At 72.9% G+C, this 19546-nt stretch carries 17 protein-coding genes; 11 read left to right on the forward strand and 6 right to left on the reverse strand.

Annotated features, from left to right (window positions below; translation table 11 throughout):
• Positions 1-73: 73 nt before the first annotated feature.
• The 3 genes from IE99_RS0109950 to IE99_RS0109960 form a co-directional block, all read right to left on the reverse strand.
• Positions 74-721, reverse strand: coding sequence for a response regulator (locus IE99_RS0109950; RefSeq protein ID WP_030167110.1), 648 nt, complete (start codon positions 719-721; stop codon positions 74-76).
• A 5-nt stretch (positions 722-726) separates the two neighbouring features.
• Positions 727-1878 carry a sensor histidine kinase gene (locus IE99_RS28995; protein WP_211258766.1) on the reverse strand — a complete coding sequence of 384 codons (1152 nt, stop codon included), beginning with the start codon at positions 1876-1878 and terminating at the stop codon, positions 727-729.
• Positions 1879-2010: 132 nt separating this feature from the next.
• Positions 2011-4101: a DNA gyrase/topoisomerase IV subunit B gene (locus IE99_RS0109960; RefSeq protein WP_030167113.1), complete on the reverse strand. Its 2091-nt coding sequence runs from the start codon at positions 4099-4101 to the stop codon at positions 2011-2013.
• A gap of 160 nt (positions 4102-4261) precedes the next feature.
• Between IE99_RS0109960 and IE99_RS0109965 the strand changes: the two genes are divergently transcribed.
• The 4 genes from IE99_RS0109965 (at position 4262) to IE99_RS0109980 (ending at position 7486) form a co-directional block, all read left to right on the forward strand.
• On the forward strand, positions 4262-5164 hold the full coding sequence (locus tag IE99_RS0109965) for an ABC transporter ATP-binding protein (protein WP_030167115.1): 903 nt from the start codon (positions 4262-4264) through the stop codon (positions 5162-5164).
• Positions 5161-6234 carry an ABC transporter permease gene (locus IE99_RS0109970; protein ID WP_030167118.1) on the forward strand — a complete coding sequence of 358 codons (1074 nt, stop codon included), beginning with the start codon at positions 5161-5163 and terminating at the stop codon, positions 6232-6234. The genes IE99_RS0109965 and IE99_RS0109970 overlap by 4 nt, the downstream gene beginning before the upstream one ends.
• A gap of 167 nt (positions 6235-6401) precedes the next feature.
• Positions 6402-6632 carry a DUF7455 domain-containing protein gene (locus IE99_RS0109975; RefSeq protein WP_030167121.1) on the forward strand — a complete coding sequence of 77 codons (231 nt, stop codon included), beginning with the start codon at positions 6402-6404 and terminating at the stop codon, positions 6630-6632.
• A gap of 116 nt (positions 6633-6748) precedes the next feature.
• Positions 6749-7486 (forward strand): YaaA family protein, encoded by a 738-nt coding sequence (locus tag IE99_RS0109980; protein WP_030167124.1) that lies wholly within the window; start codon positions 6749-6751, stop codon positions 7484-7486.
• 85 nt (positions 7487-7571) lie between these two features.
• On the opposite strand, the gene IE99_RS0109985 is transcribed toward IE99_RS0109980, so the two are convergent.
• The 3 genes from IE99_RS0109985 to IE99_RS0109995 all read right to left on the reverse strand — a co-directional run bounded on the left by IE99_RS0109985 (position 7572) and on the right by IE99_RS0109995 (position 12493).
• Positions 7572-9248 (reverse strand): RNA polymerase sigma factor, encoded by a 1677-nt coding sequence (locus IE99_RS0109985; protein ID WP_084219400.1) that lies wholly within the window; start codon positions 9246-9248, stop codon positions 7572-7574.
• 255 nt (positions 9249-9503) lie between these two features.
• On the reverse strand, positions 9504-11573 hold the full coding sequence (locus IE99_RS0109990) for a SpoIIE family protein phosphatase (RefSeq protein ID WP_245623137.1): 2070 nt from the start codon (positions 11571-11573) through the stop codon (positions 9504-9506).
• 338 nt (positions 11574-11911) lie between these two features.
• The gene (locus IE99_RS0109995; protein ID WP_030167138.1) at positions 11912-12493 is read right to left on the reverse strand and encodes an HhH-GPD-type base excision DNA repair protein; all 582 of its coding nucleotides are present in this window, start codon (positions 12491-12493) and stop codon (positions 11912-11914) included.
• An 83-nt stretch (positions 12494-12576) separates the two neighbouring features.
• Here IE99_RS0109995 and IE99_RS0110000 point away from each other — a divergent pair, with 83 nt between their 5' ends.
• The 7 genes from IE99_RS0110000 (at position 12577) to IE99_RS0110030 (ending at position 19540) form a co-directional block, all read left to right on the forward strand.
• Positions 12577-13284, forward strand: coding sequence for a molybdopterin-dependent oxidoreductase (locus tag IE99_RS0110000; protein ID WP_211258767.1), 708 nt, complete (start codon positions 12577-12579; stop codon positions 13282-13284).
• On the forward strand, positions 13268-13966 hold the full coding sequence (locus tag IE99_RS0110005) for a cytochrome b/b6 domain-containing protein (protein WP_051712331.1): 699 nt from the start codon (positions 13268-13270) through the stop codon (positions 13964-13966). The genes IE99_RS0110000 and IE99_RS0110005 overlap by 17 nt, the downstream gene beginning before the upstream one ends.
• Positions 13967-14036: 70 nt before the next feature.
• On the forward strand, positions 14037-14273 hold the full coding sequence (locus tag IE99_RS0110010; protein WP_030167147.1) for a hypothetical protein: 237 nt from the start codon (positions 14037-14039) through the stop codon (positions 14271-14273).
• A 165-nt stretch (positions 14274-14438) separates the two neighbouring features.
• Positions 14439-15953: a hypothetical protein gene (locus IE99_RS0110015; RefSeq protein WP_037559029.1), complete on the forward strand. Its 1515-nt coding sequence runs from the start codon at positions 14439-14441 to the stop codon at positions 15951-15953.
• 97 nt (positions 15954-16050) lie between these two features.
• Positions 16051-17196: a TY-Chap domain-containing protein gene (locus IE99_RS0110020; protein ID WP_245623138.1), complete on the forward strand. Its 1146-nt coding sequence runs from the start codon at positions 16051-16053 to the stop codon at positions 17194-17196.
• Between the two features lie 77 nt (positions 17197-17273).
• Positions 17274-19175, forward strand: coding sequence for an SseB family protein (locus IE99_RS0110025; RefSeq protein ID WP_030167156.1), 1902 nt, complete (start codon positions 17274-17276; stop codon positions 19173-19175).
• A complete protein-coding gene (locus IE99_RS0110030) occupies positions 19172-19540 on the forward strand; it encodes a hypothetical protein (RefSeq protein WP_030167159.1) in 369 nt (122 codons plus the stop codon). Before IE99_RS0110025 ends, IE99_RS0110030 begins: the two co-directional genes overlap by 4 nt.
• Positions 19541-19546: the final 6 nt, after the last annotated feature.

The raw sequence follows: 19546 nt of genomic DNA on the forward strand, positions 1-19546 counted from the left end.
CCCGGCCTGGCGGCGCGGGGAGTTTGGCGTACACCTTGCCGTGCTTTGCCCGATCAATGAGTTCCTGTGGGCATCAGCCCGCCAGGCCGTGCCGGAACGCGTAGGTGACGGCCTGCGCGCGGTCCCGGAGCCCCGCCTTGGCGAACAGGTTGTTGATGTGCGTCTTGACCGTCGCCTCGCCGATGAACAGCTCGCCCGCGATCTCCGCGTTGGACCGGCCGCGGGCGATCAGCGCGAGCACCTCCGCCTCCCGCCGCGTCAGCCCGTCCGGCAGGCCGTCGTGCGCCCGGCGGGGCCGCTCCCCCGCCGCGACGGCCTCGACGAGACGCCGCTGCACGGCCGGATCGAGCTGCGCCGCACCGCCCCGGACCGCGTCGACGGCGCGGGCGATCTCATCGGCGCCCGCGTCCTTGGTGAGGTAGCCGCGAGCACCCGCGCGCAGCGCCGCGAAGATCGACTCGTCGTCGGCGTAGGTGGTCAGGACGACGATCTCCACCTCCGGGCGTAGGGCCTTGATGCGCCGCGTGGCCTCCACACCGTCCGTCCGCGGCATCCGCAGATCCATCAGGACGACGTCGGGCCGGAGCTCCTCCACCAGCGCGACCGCCCGCTCACCGTTCTCGGCGGAGCCGGCGACCTCGATACCGGGCAGCAGGTTCAGCAGGAGGACGAGCCCCTCCCGCACCACCGTCTGGTCGTCGACGACCAGAATCCTCGTCATGTCGCTCACAGCGCCCCGTCCTGTACCGGAACCCGGAGCGACACACGGAAACCCTCGCCGTCCGGCCCGGTCTCCAGGGTCCCATCGAACAGCTCGGCTCGCTCCCTCATGCCGACGAGGCCGTACCCGCCGCCTCCCAGGTTCACGACGGGCTCCGTCGCGCCGGTGTCGGTGACCTCCAGCTCGACGGTGTCGTCCAGGTAGCGCAGGACGACTCGGGCGCGGGCGCCGGGCGCGTGCTTGCGGACGTTCGTCAGCGCCTCCTGCGCGGTCCTCGCCACCGCCAGCCCGGCCTGCGGCGGCAGCTCCCGGGGAGTTCCCAGCACCTGGACCTCGCACGGGCGTCCCGTGCTCGCGCGGAACTCCTCCGCGAGTTCCGCGATGACCTCCTTCGGCTCCGGCAGCTCGCCCCGCAGGGCCGCGAGCGCGCGGCGCGTCTCGTCCAGCCCGGAGCGGGCCAGGCGGCGCGCCCGCTCGACCCGGTCGAGCGCCTGGACACGGTCGCCGTCCCTCGACAGCAGGAGCCGCGCCCCCTCCAGATGGACGATCTGCGCCGACAGCGAGTGCGCGAGGATGTCGTGGATCTCCCGCGCGATCCGGGACCGCTCCGCCAGCGCGGTGCTCGCGGCCTCGGCGCGCCGGGTCGCCTCCTGCGCGATCATCCCCTGCCGGGTGGCGAGCGCGCCGAGGGTGAGGCCCATGAACGCGGCCATCACCCCGAGGTCGGAGCCCCCGTCGCGGAACGCCGCGCCGATCAGGCCGATCGACACGACGGCGGCCGTGGCCACGGCGAGGCCCGCCGGGAGCGGCAGCCGCGTCACCAGCACCCACAGGCCCACCATGGACAGCCAGACTCCGCCGCCGTGCGGGGACACCCCGTACAGCGACAGCGACGTCCCCATGGCCGCCAGGAGCAGGACGGTGCCCGGCGCCCGCCACCGCCGCCCCTTCCAGTGCCCGATCCGGAGCCCCGTCGCCAGCAGCGCGAACGTCACGACGTTCAGCACCACGACGGCGAGCCCGGCGCCGTGCGGGGCGGGTGCGGGCGAGGAGTGCAGCACACCGCGCACGTAGATCACGACCGCCCAGACCAGCAGGACGGCGAAGACCCCGGCGCGGGCGTGCCGCTCGTCCACATGGCAGGAACCGACCCTCACCGGACGGCGCTCATATCGCTCATGCCGCGACGCTATGCGCCGAGGACCGCCGGCGGGATCAGAGCCCGGCTGGAGACCGGCTCTCCACCCCCGGGTGGAGGGCGGTCGCGGGCCGCCCGTCACCGGGGGTTCTCACGTGTCGATGCGCTCGACGTCGAGTTCCGTCGCTCCCGCGGTGATGAACTTGCGCCGGGGGGCGACCTCGCTGCCCATCAGCAGGTCGAAGATGCCCGCCGCCTCCTCCGCGTCCTGGATGTGGATCCGCCGGAGCACCCGGTGGCGCGGGTCGAGGGTCGTCTCGGCCAGCTGGTCGGCGTCCATCTCGCCGAGGCCCTTGTAGCGCTGGATCGGCTCTTTCCAGTTCTGGCCCTTGCGCTCCAGCTCCACGAGCCGCCGGCGGAGTTCGGCGTCGGAGTAGGTGTAGATGTACTTGTCCTGCCCGCGCTTCGGCCTGACCAGCTCGATGCGGTGCAGGGGCGGGACGGCGGAGAAGATGCGCCCCGCCTCCAGCATCGGACGCATGTAGCGGTAGAAGAGCGTCAGCAGGAGGCACCGGATGTGGGCGCCGTCGACGTCGGCGTCCGCGAGGATCACCACCCGGCCGTACCGGGCGGCGTCGACGTCGAAGGTGCGGCCCGAGCCGGCGCCGAGCACCTGGATGATCGCCGCGCACTCGGCGTTCTTGAGCATGTCGGCGACGGACGCCTTCTGCACGTTCAGGATCTTGCCGCGGATCGGCAGCAGCGCCTGGAACTCCGAGTCGCGGGCGAGCTTGGCGGTGCCGAGCGCGGAGTCGCCCTCGACGATGAACAGCTCGCTGCGGTCGTCGGCGGAGCGGCAGTCGACGAGCTTCGCCGGCAGCGCCGAGTTCTCCAGCGCGTTCTTGCGGCGCTGGTTGTCGCGCTGGGTGCGGGCGGCGATCCGCGTCTTGGCGGCGCCGGCGACCTTCTCCAGGACGGTGCGCAGCTGCTGCTTCTGCCCGCGCGACGGGTTCTCGAAGATCGCCTTGAGCTCGCGGGCGACGACCTGGGAGACGATCCGGGTCGCGGCGGACGTGCCGAGGATCTCCTTGGTCTGGCCCTCGAACTGCGGCTCCGGCAGGCGCACCGTGACGACGGCCGTGAGGCCCTCGAGGACGTCCTCCTTGATGACGTCCTCGTCGCCGTTCCTGAGCAGTTTCGTGGCGCGCAGCTGCTCGTTCAGGACGCGGAGCACCGCGCGGTCGAACCCGCGGACGTGCGTGCCGCCCTTCGGCGTCGCGATCACGTTCACGAAGGAGCGGGTGACGGTGTCGTAGCCGTTGCCCCAGCGCAGTGCGACATCGACCTCGAGGTCGCGCTCGACGTCGGTGGGGGTGAGGTGGCCCTGGTCGTCCAGGACCGGGACCGTCTCGGTGAAGTGGCCCCGCCCCCGCAGGCGCAGGACGTCGATCAGGGGGGCGTCCTTGGCGAGGTAGGTGCAGAACTCGCCGATGCCGCCGTCGAACCGGAACGTCTCCTCGACGACCTCGTCGCCGCGCTCGTCTCGGACGTCGATGGTGAGGCCGGGGATGAGGAACGCGGTCTGGCGCATGCGGTCCATGACGAGCGACCGCTCGACCGTGGCGTCCTTCAGGAAGATCTGGAAGTCCGGCCAGAAGCGCACGCGGGTGCCGGTGACCTTCTTCGCGACCTTGCGGATCTGGCGCAGCCCCGACTTCTTCCTGAACCGGGCGTTCGGGCGGCCCTCGTCCGCGAACTCGCCGGGGAGCCCGCGACGGAAGCTGATCGCGTGCGTGTGCCCCTCCCTGTCGACCTCCACGTCGAGGCGGGCCGACAGGGCGTTCACGACCGACGCTCCGACGCCGTGCAGGCCGCCGGACGCCGTGTAGGAGACGCCGCCGAACTTGCCGCCCGCGTGCAGCCGCGTCATGACCAGCTCGACCCCGGGCAGCCCGGTCTTGGGCTCCAGGTCGACGGGGATCCCGCGGCCGTTGTCGCCCACCTCGAACGACCCGTCGGGGTGCATGATCACGCTGATGTGCGTGCAGTGGCCGGCCAGGGCCTCGTCGACGCAGTTGTCGACGATCTCCCAGAGGCAGTGCGCGAGGCCCCGGCTGTCGGTCGACCCGATGTACATGCCGGGTCGCTTCCGGACGGCCTCGAGCCCCTCCAGCACGGAGAGGTGCCGGGCGGAGTAGCCGTGCTGGTCGTCGGTGGTGGCTTCGGCGGTCGCGGCGGTCAAGGTGCGTGCGCTCCTCGGGGGTAGGACATTCGGCAGAAGGGTACCCCCGGCCGCCGACATTCCACCGCAGGGCTCGCCGCCCCGGCCCCCGGGGTGGAGCCCGCGGAGTCCATCCGCCGGTGGGTGCGGAAGGCGGTGCCGCCTCCCTATCGTTCCGATCATGGCACAGGCGATCCAGGTCAAGGACCTGCGCAAGCGGTACGGCGACGTCCGAGCGGTCGACGGCGTCACCTTCGACGTCGAGGAGGGGGAGTTCTTCGGGATCCTCGGGCCGAACGGCGCCGGCAAGACGACCACCCTGGAGATCATCGAGGGGCTGCGACGGCCCGACGGGGGCGGGGTGTCGGTGCTCGGCATGGCCCCCTGGCCGCGCAACGACCGGCTCCTGCCCCGGATCGGGGTGCAGCTGCAGGCGTCGTCGTTCTTCGAGCGGCTCACGGCGCGCGAGCAGCTGCGGACGTTCGGCTCCCTCTACGGCGTCCCGGCCGGCAAGGCGGACGCGATGCTGGGGACGGTGGGGCTGGGCGACAAGGCCGACGTGCGCGTCGAGAAGCTGTCGGGCGGCCAGGCTCAGCGGCTGTCGATCGCGTGCGCGCTCGTCCACGACCCGGAGGTCGTGTTCCTGGACGAGCCCACGGCCGCCCTGGACCCGCAGGCACGCCGCAACCTCTGGGACATCCTGCGGGGCATCAACACCGAGGGCCGCACGATCGTCCTCACCACGCACTACATGGACGAGGCGGAGGCGCTCTGCGACCGGGTCGCGATCATGGACGAGGGCAGGGTCCTGCGTCTGGGCGCTCCGGCCGTGCTGGTGCGCGGGCTGGAGGCGCCCGCCAGGATCAGCGTGCCGAGCGGGGTCCTCACGGCCGAGGAGGCCCGGCGCCTGCCCGGCGCGGACGAGGCCGGCGACGACGGCGTCTCCCTCACGATCATCTCCAGGGACCCGTCGGCGGTGGTGGCCGCGATGGCCGCCGAGGACGCCCTGGACGGCGTCCAGATCCGCGGCGCGACCCTGGAGGACGTCTTCCTGGACCTCACCGGAAGGGAGTTCCGCGCATGAGCGCCTTCGCCAGCTTCAAGAGCCTGTCGCGGGCCATGTTCCTCGGGTTCAAGCGGGACGGGGGCGCGCTCTTCTTCACGATCCTGTTCCCGCTGATGTTCCTGGTCATCTTCGGCGGGGTGTTCGGGAACCAGAGCACGGCCAAGGTGACCGTCGTCCAGGTCGGGCAGGTCTCCGTCCTGCAGCAGGCCCTCGCGCACGACTCCGGTGAGCTGTCCGAGGTCATGGAGGTCACCCGATCCGGCGACCGGGCGGCGGCCCTCGGCAAGGTGGAGAAGGGCGACGCGGACGCGGCGGTGGAGCAGCGGGACGGCCGGCTGATCGTCCACTTCTCCATGGCCGACCAGGTGAAGGCGGGCACGGTGCGGGGGCTCATGAACGCGCTCGTGCAGTCCGCCAACCAGGCCGCCGCGGGGAAGCCCCCGGCCTACACCCTCGAGGCGCAGCAGGTGGAGGACGAGTCACTGGACGCGATCCAGTTCTTCACCCCGAGCCTGCTCGGATGGGCTCTCGCCTCCGCCGGCGTGTTCGGCGCGTCCCAGACCCTGGTGTCGTGGCGGACGAAGGGCATCCTGCGGCGCCTCCAGCTGTCGCCCGCCCCCATCCCGACCGTGTTCGCCGCGCGGATCGCGGTCAGTCTCGCCGTGGCGCTCGTCCAGTTCGGCCTCTTCGTGCTGGTGGCGCAGCTGCCGTTCTTCGGGCTCCGGCTCGGGCACGCCTGGTGGATGGCGATCCCGACGGTCCTGGCGGGCGTCCTGGCGTTCCTGTCGATCGGCATGGTGGTCGGCGCGTGGGCCAAGTCGCAGGAGACGGCCCAGGCGGCCACGCAGATCATCGTCCTGCCGATGGCGTTCCTCGGGGGCTCGTTCTTCCCCCTGGACGCGATGCCGCGCTGGATGGAGGTGGTCTCCTACGTGTTCCCTCTGCGCTACCTCAACGAGGCGATGCTGAACGTGATGGGGCGCGGCCTGGGCCCGATGTCCGCACTCCCGCAGATCGGCATCCTTCTCGGCGTCGCCGTGGTCGGAGCTTTGATCGCCGCCCGCCTGTTCCGCTGGGACGTCACCTGACCACTTCGCGCCCGTCTCCGGACCCTCCGCGCGGGCCGCTCGAATGTGTGACCTCGGTCACTAATCGAGGCCATTCCGCTGAGGGCGTACGCGGAAACAGGTTGGGAACGTCCTGGTCGGGTTAGATGTTGTCCTAAGTACCGACCCCGAGCAATGAGGAAGGTGCCGTGACCGGAGCCCTTGCCCCGACCAAGCCGCTGACCGTCGCCGACCGTTGCGACCGCTGCGGCGCCCAGGCCTACGTCCGAGCAGTCCTTGTAGGCGGCGGCGACCTTCTGTTCTGCGCCCACCACGGCCGCAGGTACGCAGAGGCCCTCCGTGCCAACGGGGCCGACATCCACGACGAGACCGACAGGCTTCACGAAACCCCCACCCCCGCCATGGACGACGAGCGGTAGGGATCGGAATAGATCGGCGAGCGGCGGCCACCGGAGACGGTGGCCGCCGCTCCCTTTCCCGTGAAACGTCGGAACGTAATTGACCGACCACTATTCGTAGTCGAAAATTCTGGACCGTGCTCATTCTGCTGCCCCCTTCGGAGAAGAAGGCCACCGCGACGGAAGGCCCGGCCCTCGACCTGGCCGCGCTCGGTCATCCGGAGCTGACCGCCACCCGCGAGCGGGTCCTGGCCGCGCTCCAGGAGACGAGCCGCCGCCCCGACGCGCGAGACGTCCTGGCGCTGCCCGCCGGCCAGGCGGAGGAGGCTCTGCGACGCAACCTCGCTCTCCGTGAAGCACCCACCCTGCCCGCGGCGGAGCTCTACACCGGCGTGCTCTACGACAACCTCGACCTGCCGTCCCTGGACCCCGCGGCCGCGGGCGAGCGGATCCTCGTGTTCTCCGGTCTCTGGGGCGCGCTCCGCCTCACCGACCGGATCCCGCCCTACCGCCTGTCGATGGCGGCGTCCCTCCCGAGGCACGGGCGCCTCTCCACCCTGTGGCGCCCCGCCCTGACGGAGGCCCTGCGCCCGGACGGCCTGATCGTCGACATGCGCTCCGGGCCCTACGCCGCCGCCTGGAAGGCCCCCGGCGCCGTGGCCGTCCGCGTCTTCCGCGAGCGCGTCGTCGCCGGCGTCGCGAAGCGGACGGTAGTCAGCCACATGGCCAAGGCGACCCGGGGCGAGATCGCGCACGCGCTGATCGCGTCGGGCGCCCGCCCCCGCACGCCTGAGCAGCTCCTCAAGACCGTCGCCGGCCTGGGGTACGCGGCCGAGCTCAACGGACCGAACCTGGACATCGTCCTCCCCGGCTGATCAGGGAGGCCGGCACGCGAGAGGCGGCCCGCCCGGGAACCGGACGGACCGCCTCTGCGTTCGACCTGTCGAGAGTGCTCGCCGATCAGTCGAGGTAGTCGCGGAGGACCTGGGAGCGCGACGGGTGCCGCAGCTTCGACATCGTCTTGGACTCGATCTGCCGGATGCGCTCGCGGGTGACCCCGTACACCTTGCCGATCTCGTCCAGGGTCTTCGGCTGGCCGTCGGTCAGGCCGAAGCGCATCGACACCACGCCCGCCTCCCGCTCGCTGAGCGTGTCGAGCACGGAGTGCAGCTGCTCCTGCAGGAGCGTGAAGCTCACCGCGTCGGCCGGGACGATCGCCTCGGAGTCCTCGATGAGGTCGCCGAACTCGCTGTCGCCGTCCTCACCCAGCGGGGTGTGCAGCGAGATGGGCTCGCGGCCGTACTTCTGGACCTCGACGACCTTCTCCGGGGTCATGTCGAGTTCCTTGGCCAGCTCCTCCGGGGTGGGCTCGCGGCCCAGGTCCTGGAGCATCTGCCGCTGGACGCGCGCCAGCTTGTTGATGACCTCGACCATGTGGACGGGGATGCGGATCGTCCGGGCCTGGTCGGCCATCGCGCGGGTGATCGCCTGCCGGATCCACCAGGTGGCGTACGTGGAGAACTTGTAGCCCTTGGTGTAGTCGAACTTCTCGACCGCGCGGATCAGGCCGAGGTTGCCCTCCTGGATCAGGTCCAGGAAGAGCATGCCGCGTCCGGTGTAGCGCTTGGCCAGCGAGACCACGAGCCGGAGGTTGGCCTCCAGCAGGTGGTTCTTGGCGCGGCGGCCGTCCTCGGCGATCCACTCGAAGTCCTCGAGGTCCTCCTCGGACATCGCCGGGCCGTCGACCGCCAGGCGCTCCTCGGCGAACAGGCCCGCCTCGATGCGCTTGGCGAGCTCGACCTCCTGCTCGGCGTTGAGCAGGGGGACCTTGCCGATCTGCTTCAGGTAGTCCTTGACGGGGTCGGCGGTGGCGCCGGCGGCCGCGATCTGCTGCGCGGGCGCGTCCTCGTCATCGTCGCCGAGGGTGAACGACTCCTCCTCGGACGTGGTGGCGCCCGGCTTGCCGGGCACCGGGGCGGGGGCCTTCGCCGCGGGCGCGGCGGCCTCCTCCTCGTCCTCGGTCTCGGGCGCCTCGGGCGTCTCGTCCGCCTCGGCGGCCGTGTCGTCCGCGAGGTCGACCTCGAGGTCGGTCAGGTCCGCTTCGAGGTCGACGTCGACCTCGTCCTCGAGCTCGGGGTCGTCCCCGGCCTTCCCTGGAGCGGCCTTCTTGGCGGCGGTCTTCGGTGCGGCCGGCTTCTTCGCGGCGGCCTTCTTCGGCTTGGCGGTCTTCGCCGCGGCCGGCTTGGCCGCGGGCTTGCGCGGGGCGGGCGCCGGGGCGGCGACGGCCTCCGCGACGGTCTCCCCGGTGATCTCGTCGTCGCTCACGACGGCGGTCACCGTGTCGGGCTGCTCCTTCGCAGCGGCGGCCGTCCTGGGCCTGCGCGCCGGGGGCGCCGCGCGTTTGCGCGGACGCTTCGGCGCCGCAGAGTCGGCAGCGCTCACCATGACGGTCACACCCTTCTCGCTGAGGCTCCGCAGGATGCTGGAGGCCTTCGACACAGGGATGTCGGCCTCCTCGAACGTACGTCGTACGTCGTCGGCTTCGAGGTAACCCTGGGACCGTCCACGCTCGATCAGTTGCGCGATGACGTGCTCGTGCAGATCTGACGCTTTCGAGGTCGAGCTAGCAGGCGACACAAATACCTCTCGAACGAACGTGTGGCTTGGTTGACCCAAGTGCCCTGACGGGCCCGGCCTCACTCCGGGTGGGACCTCACACTGGGCGGGTCCTCCAGGTGCGACACCGCAGCGTACCCGCTCTCACTAGGGTCAAGCATTCTGGCACAGCTGCGCATTCCGCTCTGGAGTCCTGCCCGGTAACACTCCACCTTAGAGGGAGCGGAGCGGTCCTTCGTACGCGTCAGACCGACTTCGCGCCCTCCCGTGGAGGGATCACGCGGGCTTGGGCGGGACGTGCAGGGCGAGCACGGTCACATCGTCTACCTGCTCGTACCCGGCAAGCATCCGATCGACCAGGAAGTCGACGAGTCTCTCGGGATCTCCTACCACTTCAGGTGGGGCGTCCGCGGCCACGGCGACCAGCTCCTCGAGCCCGGCGTCCACCCCACGCCTACGGTTCTCCACAAGTCCATCGGAATAGAAGACCACAGTGTTGCCGGTCTCGATGGAAAAACTTGTCTGCTGACGCTGGCTCGGCCAGCCGAGCGGGGTCCCCGGCTCGCGGTCGCTGACGCGCGGGGACGCGTCCGGCGCGATCAGCAGCGGCGGCGGGTGGCCGGCGTTGCTGAACGCGCCGCGGCCGGTCTCGGGATCGATCACCGCGTACGCGACCGTGGTGAATTGTTCCTCATCCTCGGTGGCGCTGAACAACCGGTCCAGCCCCGCGAGGACCGCGGCGGGCCGCGGGTCGTTGAGCGCGAGGGCGCGCAGGGCGTTGCGGACGCGTCCCATTCCGGCCGCGGCGAGGACGCCCTTGCCCATGACGTCGCCCGCCGCGACGGCGAGCCGGTCGTCCGGGAGCCGGAACACGTCGTACCAGTCGCCGCCCACCTGGACGTGCCGGGTGGCGGGGTTGTAGCGGGCGGCCAGGACCATCCCGGGCAGCTGCGGCAGGTCGCTCGGCAGGAGGCTGCGCTGGAGCTCCTCGGCGGTCTTGTGCTCCCGCTCGAACAGCAGGGCGCGCTCCACGGCGAGGGCGCACTGGCCGGCGAGGGCCTCCAGGAAGACTCGCTCCTCCTCCGTGATCTCCCTGGGGCGGGTGAAGGAGAAGCGGAGCGCGCCGATCGGGGCGCCCGCCGCGAGGAGGGGCAGGCCCACCCACGCGCGCTCCTCGGTGTGCCGGGCGAACACGCCGTGCTCGTCGCCGCCGAGCTGGAGGCGGAGGCTGTCGGGGTGCTCGGCCAGGAACGGCCGGCTCTCGCGGACCGCGACGGACATGACCGTCTGGTCGCTGACCTTGATGCCGTCCCGCGAGCCCGGCCGGATCTCGGCGTCCGCCCCCGGCTGGGACGGGGCCACGACGCTCAGCCGCAGCTTGTCGTCGTCCAGCAGCGCGACGGCGGAGTGGTCGGCGCCGATCGCCGACCGGCCGACCTCGGTGATCACCTGGACGACCTGGGAGACGGTGAGCGCCTCCGCGAGCATCGACGTGGCCTGCTGGAGCCGGGCCGTGCGCAGCGCCGCCGCCGACAGCTGCTCGGTCAGCCGGCCGCGCATCTCCTCGGCCTCGCGCTGACCGGTGACGTCGGTGTTGGCGCCCACCCACTCGATCACCGCGTCGCCCTGCCAGATGGGCACGGCGCGGACGTCGTAGTGCCGGTACGTGCCGGACTTGGTGCGGACGCGGTAGTTGCTCTCGAAGACGCGGTCGTCCTGGACGCACTCCCGCCAGGCGCTCTCGATGCGGGGCCGGTCCTCGGGGTGCACGACCGCCAGCCAGCCGCCGGTCGCGTAGTCGTCGGGCGTCTGGCCCGTGATCGCGCGCCACTCCGGCGCGTCGTCGATCACGCCCCCGTCGGCGGCGGCGACCCACACGACCTGGGCGCTGGCCTCCACGAGGGAGCGGTAGCGCTGCTCCTTGCGGCGGATGACCTCCTCGGCCCGGCGCCGCTCGGTCACGTCCAGGGCGGTGAGGACCACCCCCTGGGACGCGCCGTCGGCGCCCCTGGCGGGCAGCCACGTGCACGCCAGGATCCGCTCCTCCAGCGCGACGGCGACATCGCCGTCGTCGGGCCCGGTCCCGCGCGGGACGACCAGGTCGAGGTCGCTGATCGGGCGGTCCTCGGCCAGCACCGTGCGCAGGGCGCTCTCGAACGCGGCGGCCAGGGCGTCCGGCAGCACCTCGGCGGGGCGTCCCCGCTGCAGCTCGGCCACGGGCACGCCGAGCAGCGCGGCGAGGGCGTCGTTGGCCCTTCGGCAGCGCAGCTCGGTGTCGAAGAACGCCAGCCCGCCGGGCGCCTCCCTCAGCAAGGTCGCGTACAACGCGGCGTCGGATGCATCCATGGGCTGCCCCTCCACCCCTGAGACGCGAGGATGCGGAACGGACGTCTCGGTGCTCAAGGACACCACCTCCGCCCCAGAAGGTCCCGTACCGCGCGGCAAGTTTTCATCACTATGAGTGAATGGGAGCAGGCTAGCGCTCCCGCCTCCATCACAACACCGGTCCGAGTCAGGTTCTCATCATCCCGAGGGTTCGCCGCCTACGGAACCCCCGCCGGACATCCTTGTCCCGGCGGCCCCGGCGGCACTCCTCGGGCCGTGCGAGTTGGAGATATTACGGCGTCGCGGCGTCCCGCACTGTGAACTCCGCCGCGTTCGGCGAGTTCCGCCCGCCCGCCGGGTCACCCGCCCGCCTTCGCCGCCGCCTTCATCTCTTGCTTGAACGCCCGCACCTTGGCGAGCGACTCCGGCCCGGTGATGTCGGCCACGGAGCGGTGGGACCCCTCCTCGCCGTAGTCCCCGGCGGCCTCGCGCCAGCCGTCCGGCCGCACCCCGTACTGCTTGCCGAGCAGGGCGACGAAGATCTGCGCCTTCTGCCTGCCGAACCCGGGGAGGGCGTTGAGGCGCTTGAACAGCTCCTTGCCGTCGTCCACGCCCTTCCAGAGCTTCTCCGCGTCCCCGTCGTGGTTGTCCACCAGGTACCGGCACAGCTGCTGGACGCGCTTGGCCATCGAACCGGGGTAGCGGTGCACCGCCGGCTTCTCCGACAGCAGGGCCGCGAACCGCTCGGGGTCGTAGGCGGCGATCTCGTGCGCGTCCAGGTCGTCCGTGCCCATGCGCCGGCAGATCGTGTACGGGCCGGAGAAGGCCCACTCCATCGGGATCTGCTGGTCGAGCAGCATGCCGATCAGCGCGGCGAGCGGGCTGCGTCCCAGCAGCTCGTCGGCCTCGGGCCGCTGTGCGAGATGAACCTTCGTGGGCATGGGGCCAGCTTAGATCTGACGGAACCCTTACGGCGGCGCCCGGTCCCCTGGCGGACGGTGCGGCGCGGTGCTCGAATGGAGGGGTGGAACAGAACGGACGCGCGGAAGGCGCCCCGGTGGGGCGCCGGATCGTGCTCGGGATGCTCGGCCTCGGCGCCGCGGGGGTGGCCGTGGGGGCCTCCCTCCAGCGCGAGGTCGGTGAGGTCCTGGCGCCGGTCGGGGGTCTCGGGAACGTCCTTCCCGCGGCGGGAGGGTTCCGTTACTACACGGTCACCGGAAGCGTACGGCGGCGGAGCCCGCGGGAATGGCGCATGACGGTCGGCGGGCTGGTGGAGCGCCCCCGGCAGATCGGCGTGGACGACCTCGCGCGGCTCCCGCAGACGGTGCTCGACAAGGACTTCCAGTGCGTCACCGGGTGGCGGGTGCCCGATGTCCGGTGGGCGGGGGTGGCCCTGCCCGATCTGCTGGACGTGATCGGGGTGTCCCCGCGGGCGCGGGCCGTCCGGTTCACCTCGTTCGACGGCGTCTACACCGAGTCGCTCACGCTGGGGCAGGCGCGGCGCCGGGACGTCCTGATCGCGACCCGGATGGAGGACGTCCCGGTCACCCACGACCACGGCGGGCCGGTGCGCCTCTGCGTGGCCCCCATGTACGGCTACAAGTCGCTGAAGTGGCTCGGCGGCATCGAGCTCACCGAGCAGGTCCGCCCGGGGTACTGGGAGCGCCGGGGCTACGACGTGGACGCCTGGGTGGGGCGGTCGAACGGCCGGGACGATGCGCCGATCGCCTGATCGCGCGGGCGCGCGCCTGCGGCGCTTCACGGCCGCGGAGCGCGCGGTCCACCATGCGACCGCCGTGCTGATGCTGGCGTGCCTGGTGACGGCCGCGCTGCTGTACCTGCCCGCCCTCGCGACGCTGGTGGGGCGCAGGGAGCTGGTCAAGACGGTCCATGTCTGGTGCGGTTTCGGGCTGCCCGTCCCGATCCTCCTGGGGTTCGCGTCGCGCGCGTTCCGCGCGGACGTGCGGCGCCTGAACAGGTTCGCGCCGTCCGACTGGGAGTGGCTCCGGCGGCGGGACCGCAGGGCGGTGCGGAACGGGCGCGGGATCCTGCCGGTCGGCAAGTTCAACGGCGGCCAGAAGCTGAACGCCGCGTTCACCCTGGGCGCGATCCTGGTCATGCTCGCGACCGGGGAGATCCTGACGTTCCCCGGTCCGTGGCCGGACCGGTGGCGGACGGGCGCCACGTTCGTCCACGACTGGCTGTTCCTCCTCGTCCTCGTGGTGACCATGGGGCATCTGTGGGAGGCGTTCAGGGACCGCGGGGCGCTCACGGGGATGCTCACCGGAGAGGTCGATCCGGACTGGGCGGCACGCCACCACGCGGGCTGGGCGGCGGAGCCGCGCGAGCGTCCCGGCGCCGCGCCGGGGACGGACGGTGAGCCGGGGCCCAAATTTATGCAACATCGTCGTTAAATGTCTTGACTCTCTGCGTAAAACGGCTGAAATGACATCGAGGCGTCATCCGAGCGGAGGGATGGGTCAGATGCCGGTTTTGACCGATCAGCGGAGCGACACGCGCGAGGTCGTCACGCGGCGGCTCTCGGGCGAGTTCACGGCGGTCCCCTCGGCGACGGTGCACCGTTGCGTGGCCGACGTCCTGGCGTGCGCGACCCACCTGGGGCTGGACGCCACGCCCGCGCTCGTCGAGCGGATGGCCCGCGAGCATCTCGTGGGGATGGAGAAATCGAGGCCGCCGTCCGCGTACGTCCGCGAGGGCTGAACCGGACGCCCGGACCTGCCGTCTCCTGGACGGGGCACGCGCCGCATCTGAGAAGCTAGAGGCGTGAGCCCCCGCAGCCGTCACCGCTCCTCCGGGGAACCGGCCCGGGACGGAGCGCAGCGCCCCGACGACGTCTCCGCGGAGGTTTCCGCGATCTTCGACGGGATGCTGCGGCACGCCCGCGAGCTCCTCGCCGTGCGCAGCCCCCTCGACGCCGAACTGATCGTCAGCGAGATCCTCGGCTCCTGGTGGGGCCACCGGGTCCCGGGCGGCGACGTCGAGGAGGTCATCGGCGAGGCCCTGGTCGGCTACGCGAGACGCGCCGGAACGCCCGCCGCGCTGGCGCTGCTCACGGGGATCGCCCATCTGGGCACCCTGCGGCAGGCGTCCAGGGCGGAGCGGGCCGCCCTGGAGCTGATGGAGAACGGCGTGGCGCGACCCGGATGGGCCGACCGCGTGGGCATGGTCACCGCCGAGGAGTGCTTCGTCTCCCGGGACGTCTACGGCGACCAGGAGTCCCTCGTCTGCACCTATTCCTATGGCGGGGCGGATCGGCACGCGCTCGTCGTCCTGGTCGACCGCAACAAGGCGGGCGCCGTGCCGGACGCGGCGACCGGTCGCCCGCCCGCGTGCGGGATGGTCCGCGACGCCTGGGTCTCCTCCCAGGTCGACAAGCTCATGGACCACTGCCGCCGGGAGGGGCGCGACAACCCGCTGATGCGGTTCGAGCAGGTCGACCCCCGTGACACCCGGGCGCTGCTGCGGAGCGCACTGGAGCTCACCGACGAGACCGGCGACCCGCCGGTGAACGAGAACTTCGGCTCCTACCACGCGTTCGTCCGCGCGCGCGTCGGGATCCTGCCGCCGGGCGGGCGGCTCCCGCAGCCGCCGGTCTACGGGCGGGACCGGCGCGCCACGATCGCCGCGCGCTTCCTGGCGTCGGACGAGGCGGAGGAGCTGTCCGACCGGTCCGCCGCCAGCACGTGCGTCGACCGCATCATCGACTACGGATGCGCCCACGACTTCGGGCGGCCGCTCCGGGTCAGCCCCATCAAGTGCGAGATGTTCCTGCTCGACTGGCTGCCCCGCAAGGTACTGCTGTCCCCCGCCGAGCAGGAGGCGGTCCCCCACGTCCTCGCCGCCTGGGTGCGCTGGGCCGGGAAGCGGACCAGCCTCCCCGACGAAGGCGTCAGGGCCACCCTGGACGCCGTCTGGGACGCCACGGCCGAGTTCGCCGACGCCTACCGCGACCCGTCCTCCTTCGGCCTCGACCGCGCCCTCGTCGCCCGGCTCCTTCCGGACGGAGAGCTGGACGCGCTCCCCCGCCGGGCGTTCGCGCTGCCGTTCCTGTCCGGCACCCACCGCGTGCCGGGGCGGGCCGAGTCCGTCGACCTCTCCGGGCTGGACCCGTCCGACCCCGCCGACCGCCGGGCGATGCTGGAGTTCGAGCACCCCGGCGCGGACGGGGAGCACCTGGACGCGCACGAGCGGCTCACGGCGCGGCTCTGGGACGGCGACCCGCCCGAGCTGTGGGAGACCGCGCAGGCGATGCTGGACGCCGGGCACGAGCGCCACGACATCCTGCACCGCCTGATCAGCGTCCTCGACCACTGCGGCGACGGCGCGGAGGCCCTCCGCGAGGCCCTGCGTGCGCTGCGTCATGAACCTCCGCCCGGGTGAACTCCCGGTTTGCGCGCGGCGACGGCGGCGGCAATCATCGGTCCCCGACGCGGTCTCGCGGGGGCCGGGGGCCGCGCCCCGGATGTAGGGAGTGATCGTGTTGGAGTGGTCCGAGTTCACGCGCCGGCTGGGACGTGAGCTGGCGGTTCTCGAACGGGACACCATCCTCATCGTGCGCGAGCGCGACGAGAGCCGGCACTACGTCCAGGCCATGCGGGAGCCCGACCGGCTCTATGCCGAGGCGGTCAGCAACAACTTCCTCGAAGGACCGCTGCTGCTCACCCCGGCGGACGAGGAGGTCATGAGCGACGCGGGCTGGCGTCCGCCGCACGACCCCGCGCCCCTCAACTGGTGGACCGAGCTGCCGCACTCCGGCGCGCCCGGCGGGATCCACGCCGTGCCCCCCGCCGACTACGCGCGCCTGGCGGAGGTGATGGTCACCGCGCTCCGCGACGTGCAGGGCGTCCGGCGCCCCTCCGACCTCGTGTACGAGTCGTTCCACCGGCAGGGCACCGGCCTGATCGAGCTGCTCGACTTCGGGATCGAGAACGCGGACCCGTCCCGGATCGCCCACCGCCGGTCGGCCTCCCGGCCGGAACTCCCCGTGGAGGACGTCACGAACCCGTACGGGACCGTCGACCCCAACGCGCTGGCGGGGCCGAACCCGGTGGCGGGCGGCGCCCTCCCCGCGGGGAACGGGCTCGTCAACGGATCCGTCCCGCACGGGCTCCCGTACGACGACGCGCACACGGCCGTCGACGCCTTCACCACGGACGAGCTGGAAGCGGCGCTGAGGGCGGGCGGCGTGGGCCTGCCGGATCCGTCCCGGCCCGAGCCCGTCCAGCCCGACCCCCTGGCGCAGGACCCCGCGCTCCCCGAGCCCGCGCTCCCCGAGCCCGCACTGCCGGAACCGCCACGGCCCGAGCCGGTCAGGCACGAGAGCGCACAGCCCGATCTCATTCGGCCCGAGCCCGTACCGCCCGAGCCGCGCCTGCCCCCCGCGCAGCTCCCGCCGCCGCCCCCGCCGACGGTGCCGCCCGCGCCGCCGGTGGCCGCCGCGCCCGTCCCTCCGCCGGTTCCGGCGCCGCGGCCGGCCGGACCGGCGATCCGGCCGGTGCACGGGACCCGCCTGTGGCAGGTGACCGACGACGGGCGGGAACTCCCCCTCGCCGTGTACGACGCCGAGGGCGGCTTCTGGACTCCGGCCGGAGCGGAGGCGATCCCGGTCCGCGGATCGGACTGACCTCCCCTGCCCCGCCCCCCGCTCGTCGGCTACCGTCGAGTACACCCCCGCCCCGCGGACGTGAAAGTGGATCCGGATTGGACTGGAACGACTTCGCCAAACGTCTGACCTTGGAGCTCTCCCGGCTCCCGGTCAGGTCGTTCCTCATCGTGCAGGGGCCGAGCGGCCTCCCCTACGTCCAGGCGATGCGGTCCGAAGGGCTGCTCGACGCCGAGGCCGTCGGCAGCGCGTTCCTGCCCCGCCCGCTGGCGCCGCGCCAGGAACGGCGGCTGCGGTCCATCGGCTGGGAGCCGCCGGACGAGGAGGAGCGCCAGAACTGGTGGCGCCGGTTCCCCCTCCGGGACCGGGGCGGGCACCGCGCCGCCGCCGAGCACCTCGAGGCCGCCGCCCTTCTCGCCGGGCTGATGGTGGGCGCGTTCCGCGACGTGTACGGGATGGACTCGCCGCTCGAACTGGTCTACCAGGCCAGCCAGGCGGGTCCCGAGGGCGGCCCGCTGGCGCTGCCCGGACTCGGGATCCCGCTCGCGATCCCCGAGAGCGAGCGCGGCGGCCCGGCCGAGCCGTCCCGTCCCGCGCAGCCGTCGGGCTCGGCTCTGGAGCGGGCGCTCGCGGAGGCCAGGGAGGGCGGCGACCAGCAGGCGTACCTGCGGCTGCTCGCGCGCGCCGTCCTTTACCTGCCCTCGCCGGGCGATCCGGCGGCGGCCGGGCAGCGGTACGCCACGGCCCGGTTCGGGGACGGCACGTTCATCCTGGCGTTCACCTCCCCCGAGGCGATGGACCGCTCCCTGCAAGGGCAGGCCGTCCACCACCGCCGGGCGACGCTCGCCGAGCTGTCGCGGCGCTGGCCGAACCCCGAGTGGCAGCTGGCGATCAACCCCGGGCTGCCGAGCGCCTCCTACCTCGACGCCAACGCGCTCTTCGAGCCCGACCGGGAGACGGCCCCGCCGGATCCGGACGACGTGCGCGTCGCGGGCGCCCGGAAGGCGCCCGCCCCTCCCGCTCCCGAGCGCCCGTCCCGCCGCCCGGCCGCCGAACGGCCGGCACCGCCCCGCGCCAAGGCCCCCGCCTCCCCACCGGCGGCCCGGTCGGCCGTGCCGCCCGGCCCGCCGCCCGCGGCACCGCGCACCCCGCCGGCAGCGGCGGCCGGCGTCGTTCCGCCCACCGCACCGTCCGCCGCACCACCCGCCGCGCCTCGGACGGTTCCCGCGCCTCCGAGGGCGCCGGGCGGGCCCGCCGCCGGAGCGGGCCGCGCGCGCACGGCTCCCGACCGTCCACGGAGCGCCTCGGAGCCGCCCCGCGCGCCGCGCCGCGCCGCGCCACCGGCACCGTCGAACCCGGCCGCCGAGCAGATCGTCGCGAAGCACCTGAAGCCCCCGCAGCCCCCGTCGGACCGGCGAAGGGCACCGGCGCGCCCGGTCTCGCCCACACCCCCGGACACCCCGATCGCGCAGGCCGCCGAGCACGACCCGCGGCCCGAGCCGCCGGGAGCGGCGGTCGTGATGCAGAAGGTCCTGCGGCCCTCGCACGTCCAGCACTACCTGGAAGGCGGGTACGACCTCGTCTCCGGTTACGTGCACCGGTTCGAGGACGTGCGGACGCTGACCACCCCCGCCGCGCTCGTGCGCGCGCTCGGCCTCGTCTACGAGGCGTCGCCGTTCACGGCGGCCGCCCACGAGATCTTCGTCATCCGGTGGGCGGCGGCGAAGCCCGCGCTGTTCCGGCGGCCGCTCGGCGGGATCGACGAGTGGAGCATGGGCATCATCCCGGGCGGCTGGGTCATCGAGAAGGCGCCGTTCCCGGGGTCGGGGTACGCGCCCGGCGACGGGCCCGCCATCCCGGAGTACAAGATCGACAGCCAGCGCCTCCCGCACGGGGCGGAGCTGTACCGGCTCGACGCGGAAGGCGCGGAGGCCCTCGTGGCCGTGTACGACGCCGACCTGCGGGCCTGGCGCGTGAAGCTCCCGGGAGGGCGGGGATGACCATCCGGCACGGCTACTACGCGGGCTGGCGCGGTGCCGAGTACGAGGCGAGCCCCGACGGGGACGGCGTCCGCCTGTACGCCGCCCGGCCGGCCGACGGGTTCCACCAGGCGACGCCGGACCGGTACGTCCGCGTCGTGCCCCTGGCGGACGTCGAGCGCCTCACCTACGTCAGCACGCACTGCACATGGCGCGGTGAGCCGTTCGTGGTGCTCGGCGAGCACGACGGCTGGGCGCGGGTGGAGTACACCGGCGGTAGGGTCCCCGTCGCGGAGGAGCTCGGCCTCGAGCAGTTCGACCGGGGCGTGTACCAGGCGTGGGCGCCGCGCGCGGAGCTGCGGGACGTCCGCGAGGAGAGCGCCTGATGACCG

This window comes from Spirillospora albida, from assembly GCF_000718255.1.
Taxonomy (GTDB): Bacteria; Actinomycetota; Actinomycetes; order Streptosporangiales; family Streptosporangiaceae; genus Spirillospora; species Spirillospora albida.

Bases quoted from the DNA above. Each gene is read 5' to 3' on its own strand.
- IE99_RS0110010 (WP_030167147.1), top strand. From the start codon at position 14,037: ATGCCGGTTTTGACCGATCAGCGGAGCGACACGCGCGAGGTCGTCACG.
- IE99_RS0109970 (WP_030167118.1), top strand. From the start codon at position 5,161: ATGAGCGCCTTCGCCAGCTTCAAGAGCCTGTCGCGGGCCATGTTCCTC.
- IE99_RS0109990 (WP_245623137.1), bottom strand. From the start codon at position 11,573: ATGGATGCATCCGACGCCGCGTTGTACGCGACCTTGCTGAGGGAGGCG.
- IE99_RS0110030 (WP_030167159.1), top strand. From the start codon at position 19,172: ATGACCATCCGGCACGGCTACTACGCGGGCTGGCGCGGTGCCGAGTAC.
- IE99_RS0110005 (WP_051712331.1), top strand. From the start codon at position 13,268: ATGCGCCGATCGCCTGATCGCGCGGGCGCGCGCCTGCGGCGCTTCACG.
- IE99_RS0110015 (WP_037559029.1), top strand. From the start codon at position 14,439: ATGCTGCGGCACGCCCGCGAGCTCCTCGCCGTGCGCAGCCCCCTCGAC.
- IE99_RS0109995 (WP_030167138.1), bottom strand. From the start codon at position 12,493: ATGCCCACGAAGGTTCATCTCGCACAGCGGCCCGAGGCCGACGAGCTG.
- IE99_RS0109965 (WP_030167115.1), top strand. From the start codon at position 4,262: ATGGCACAGGCGATCCAGGTCAAGGACCTGCGCAAGCGGTACGGCGAC.
- IE99_RS0109950 (WP_030167110.1), bottom strand. From the start codon at position 721: ATGACGAGGATTCTGGTCGTCGACGACCAGACGGTGGTGCGGGAGGGG.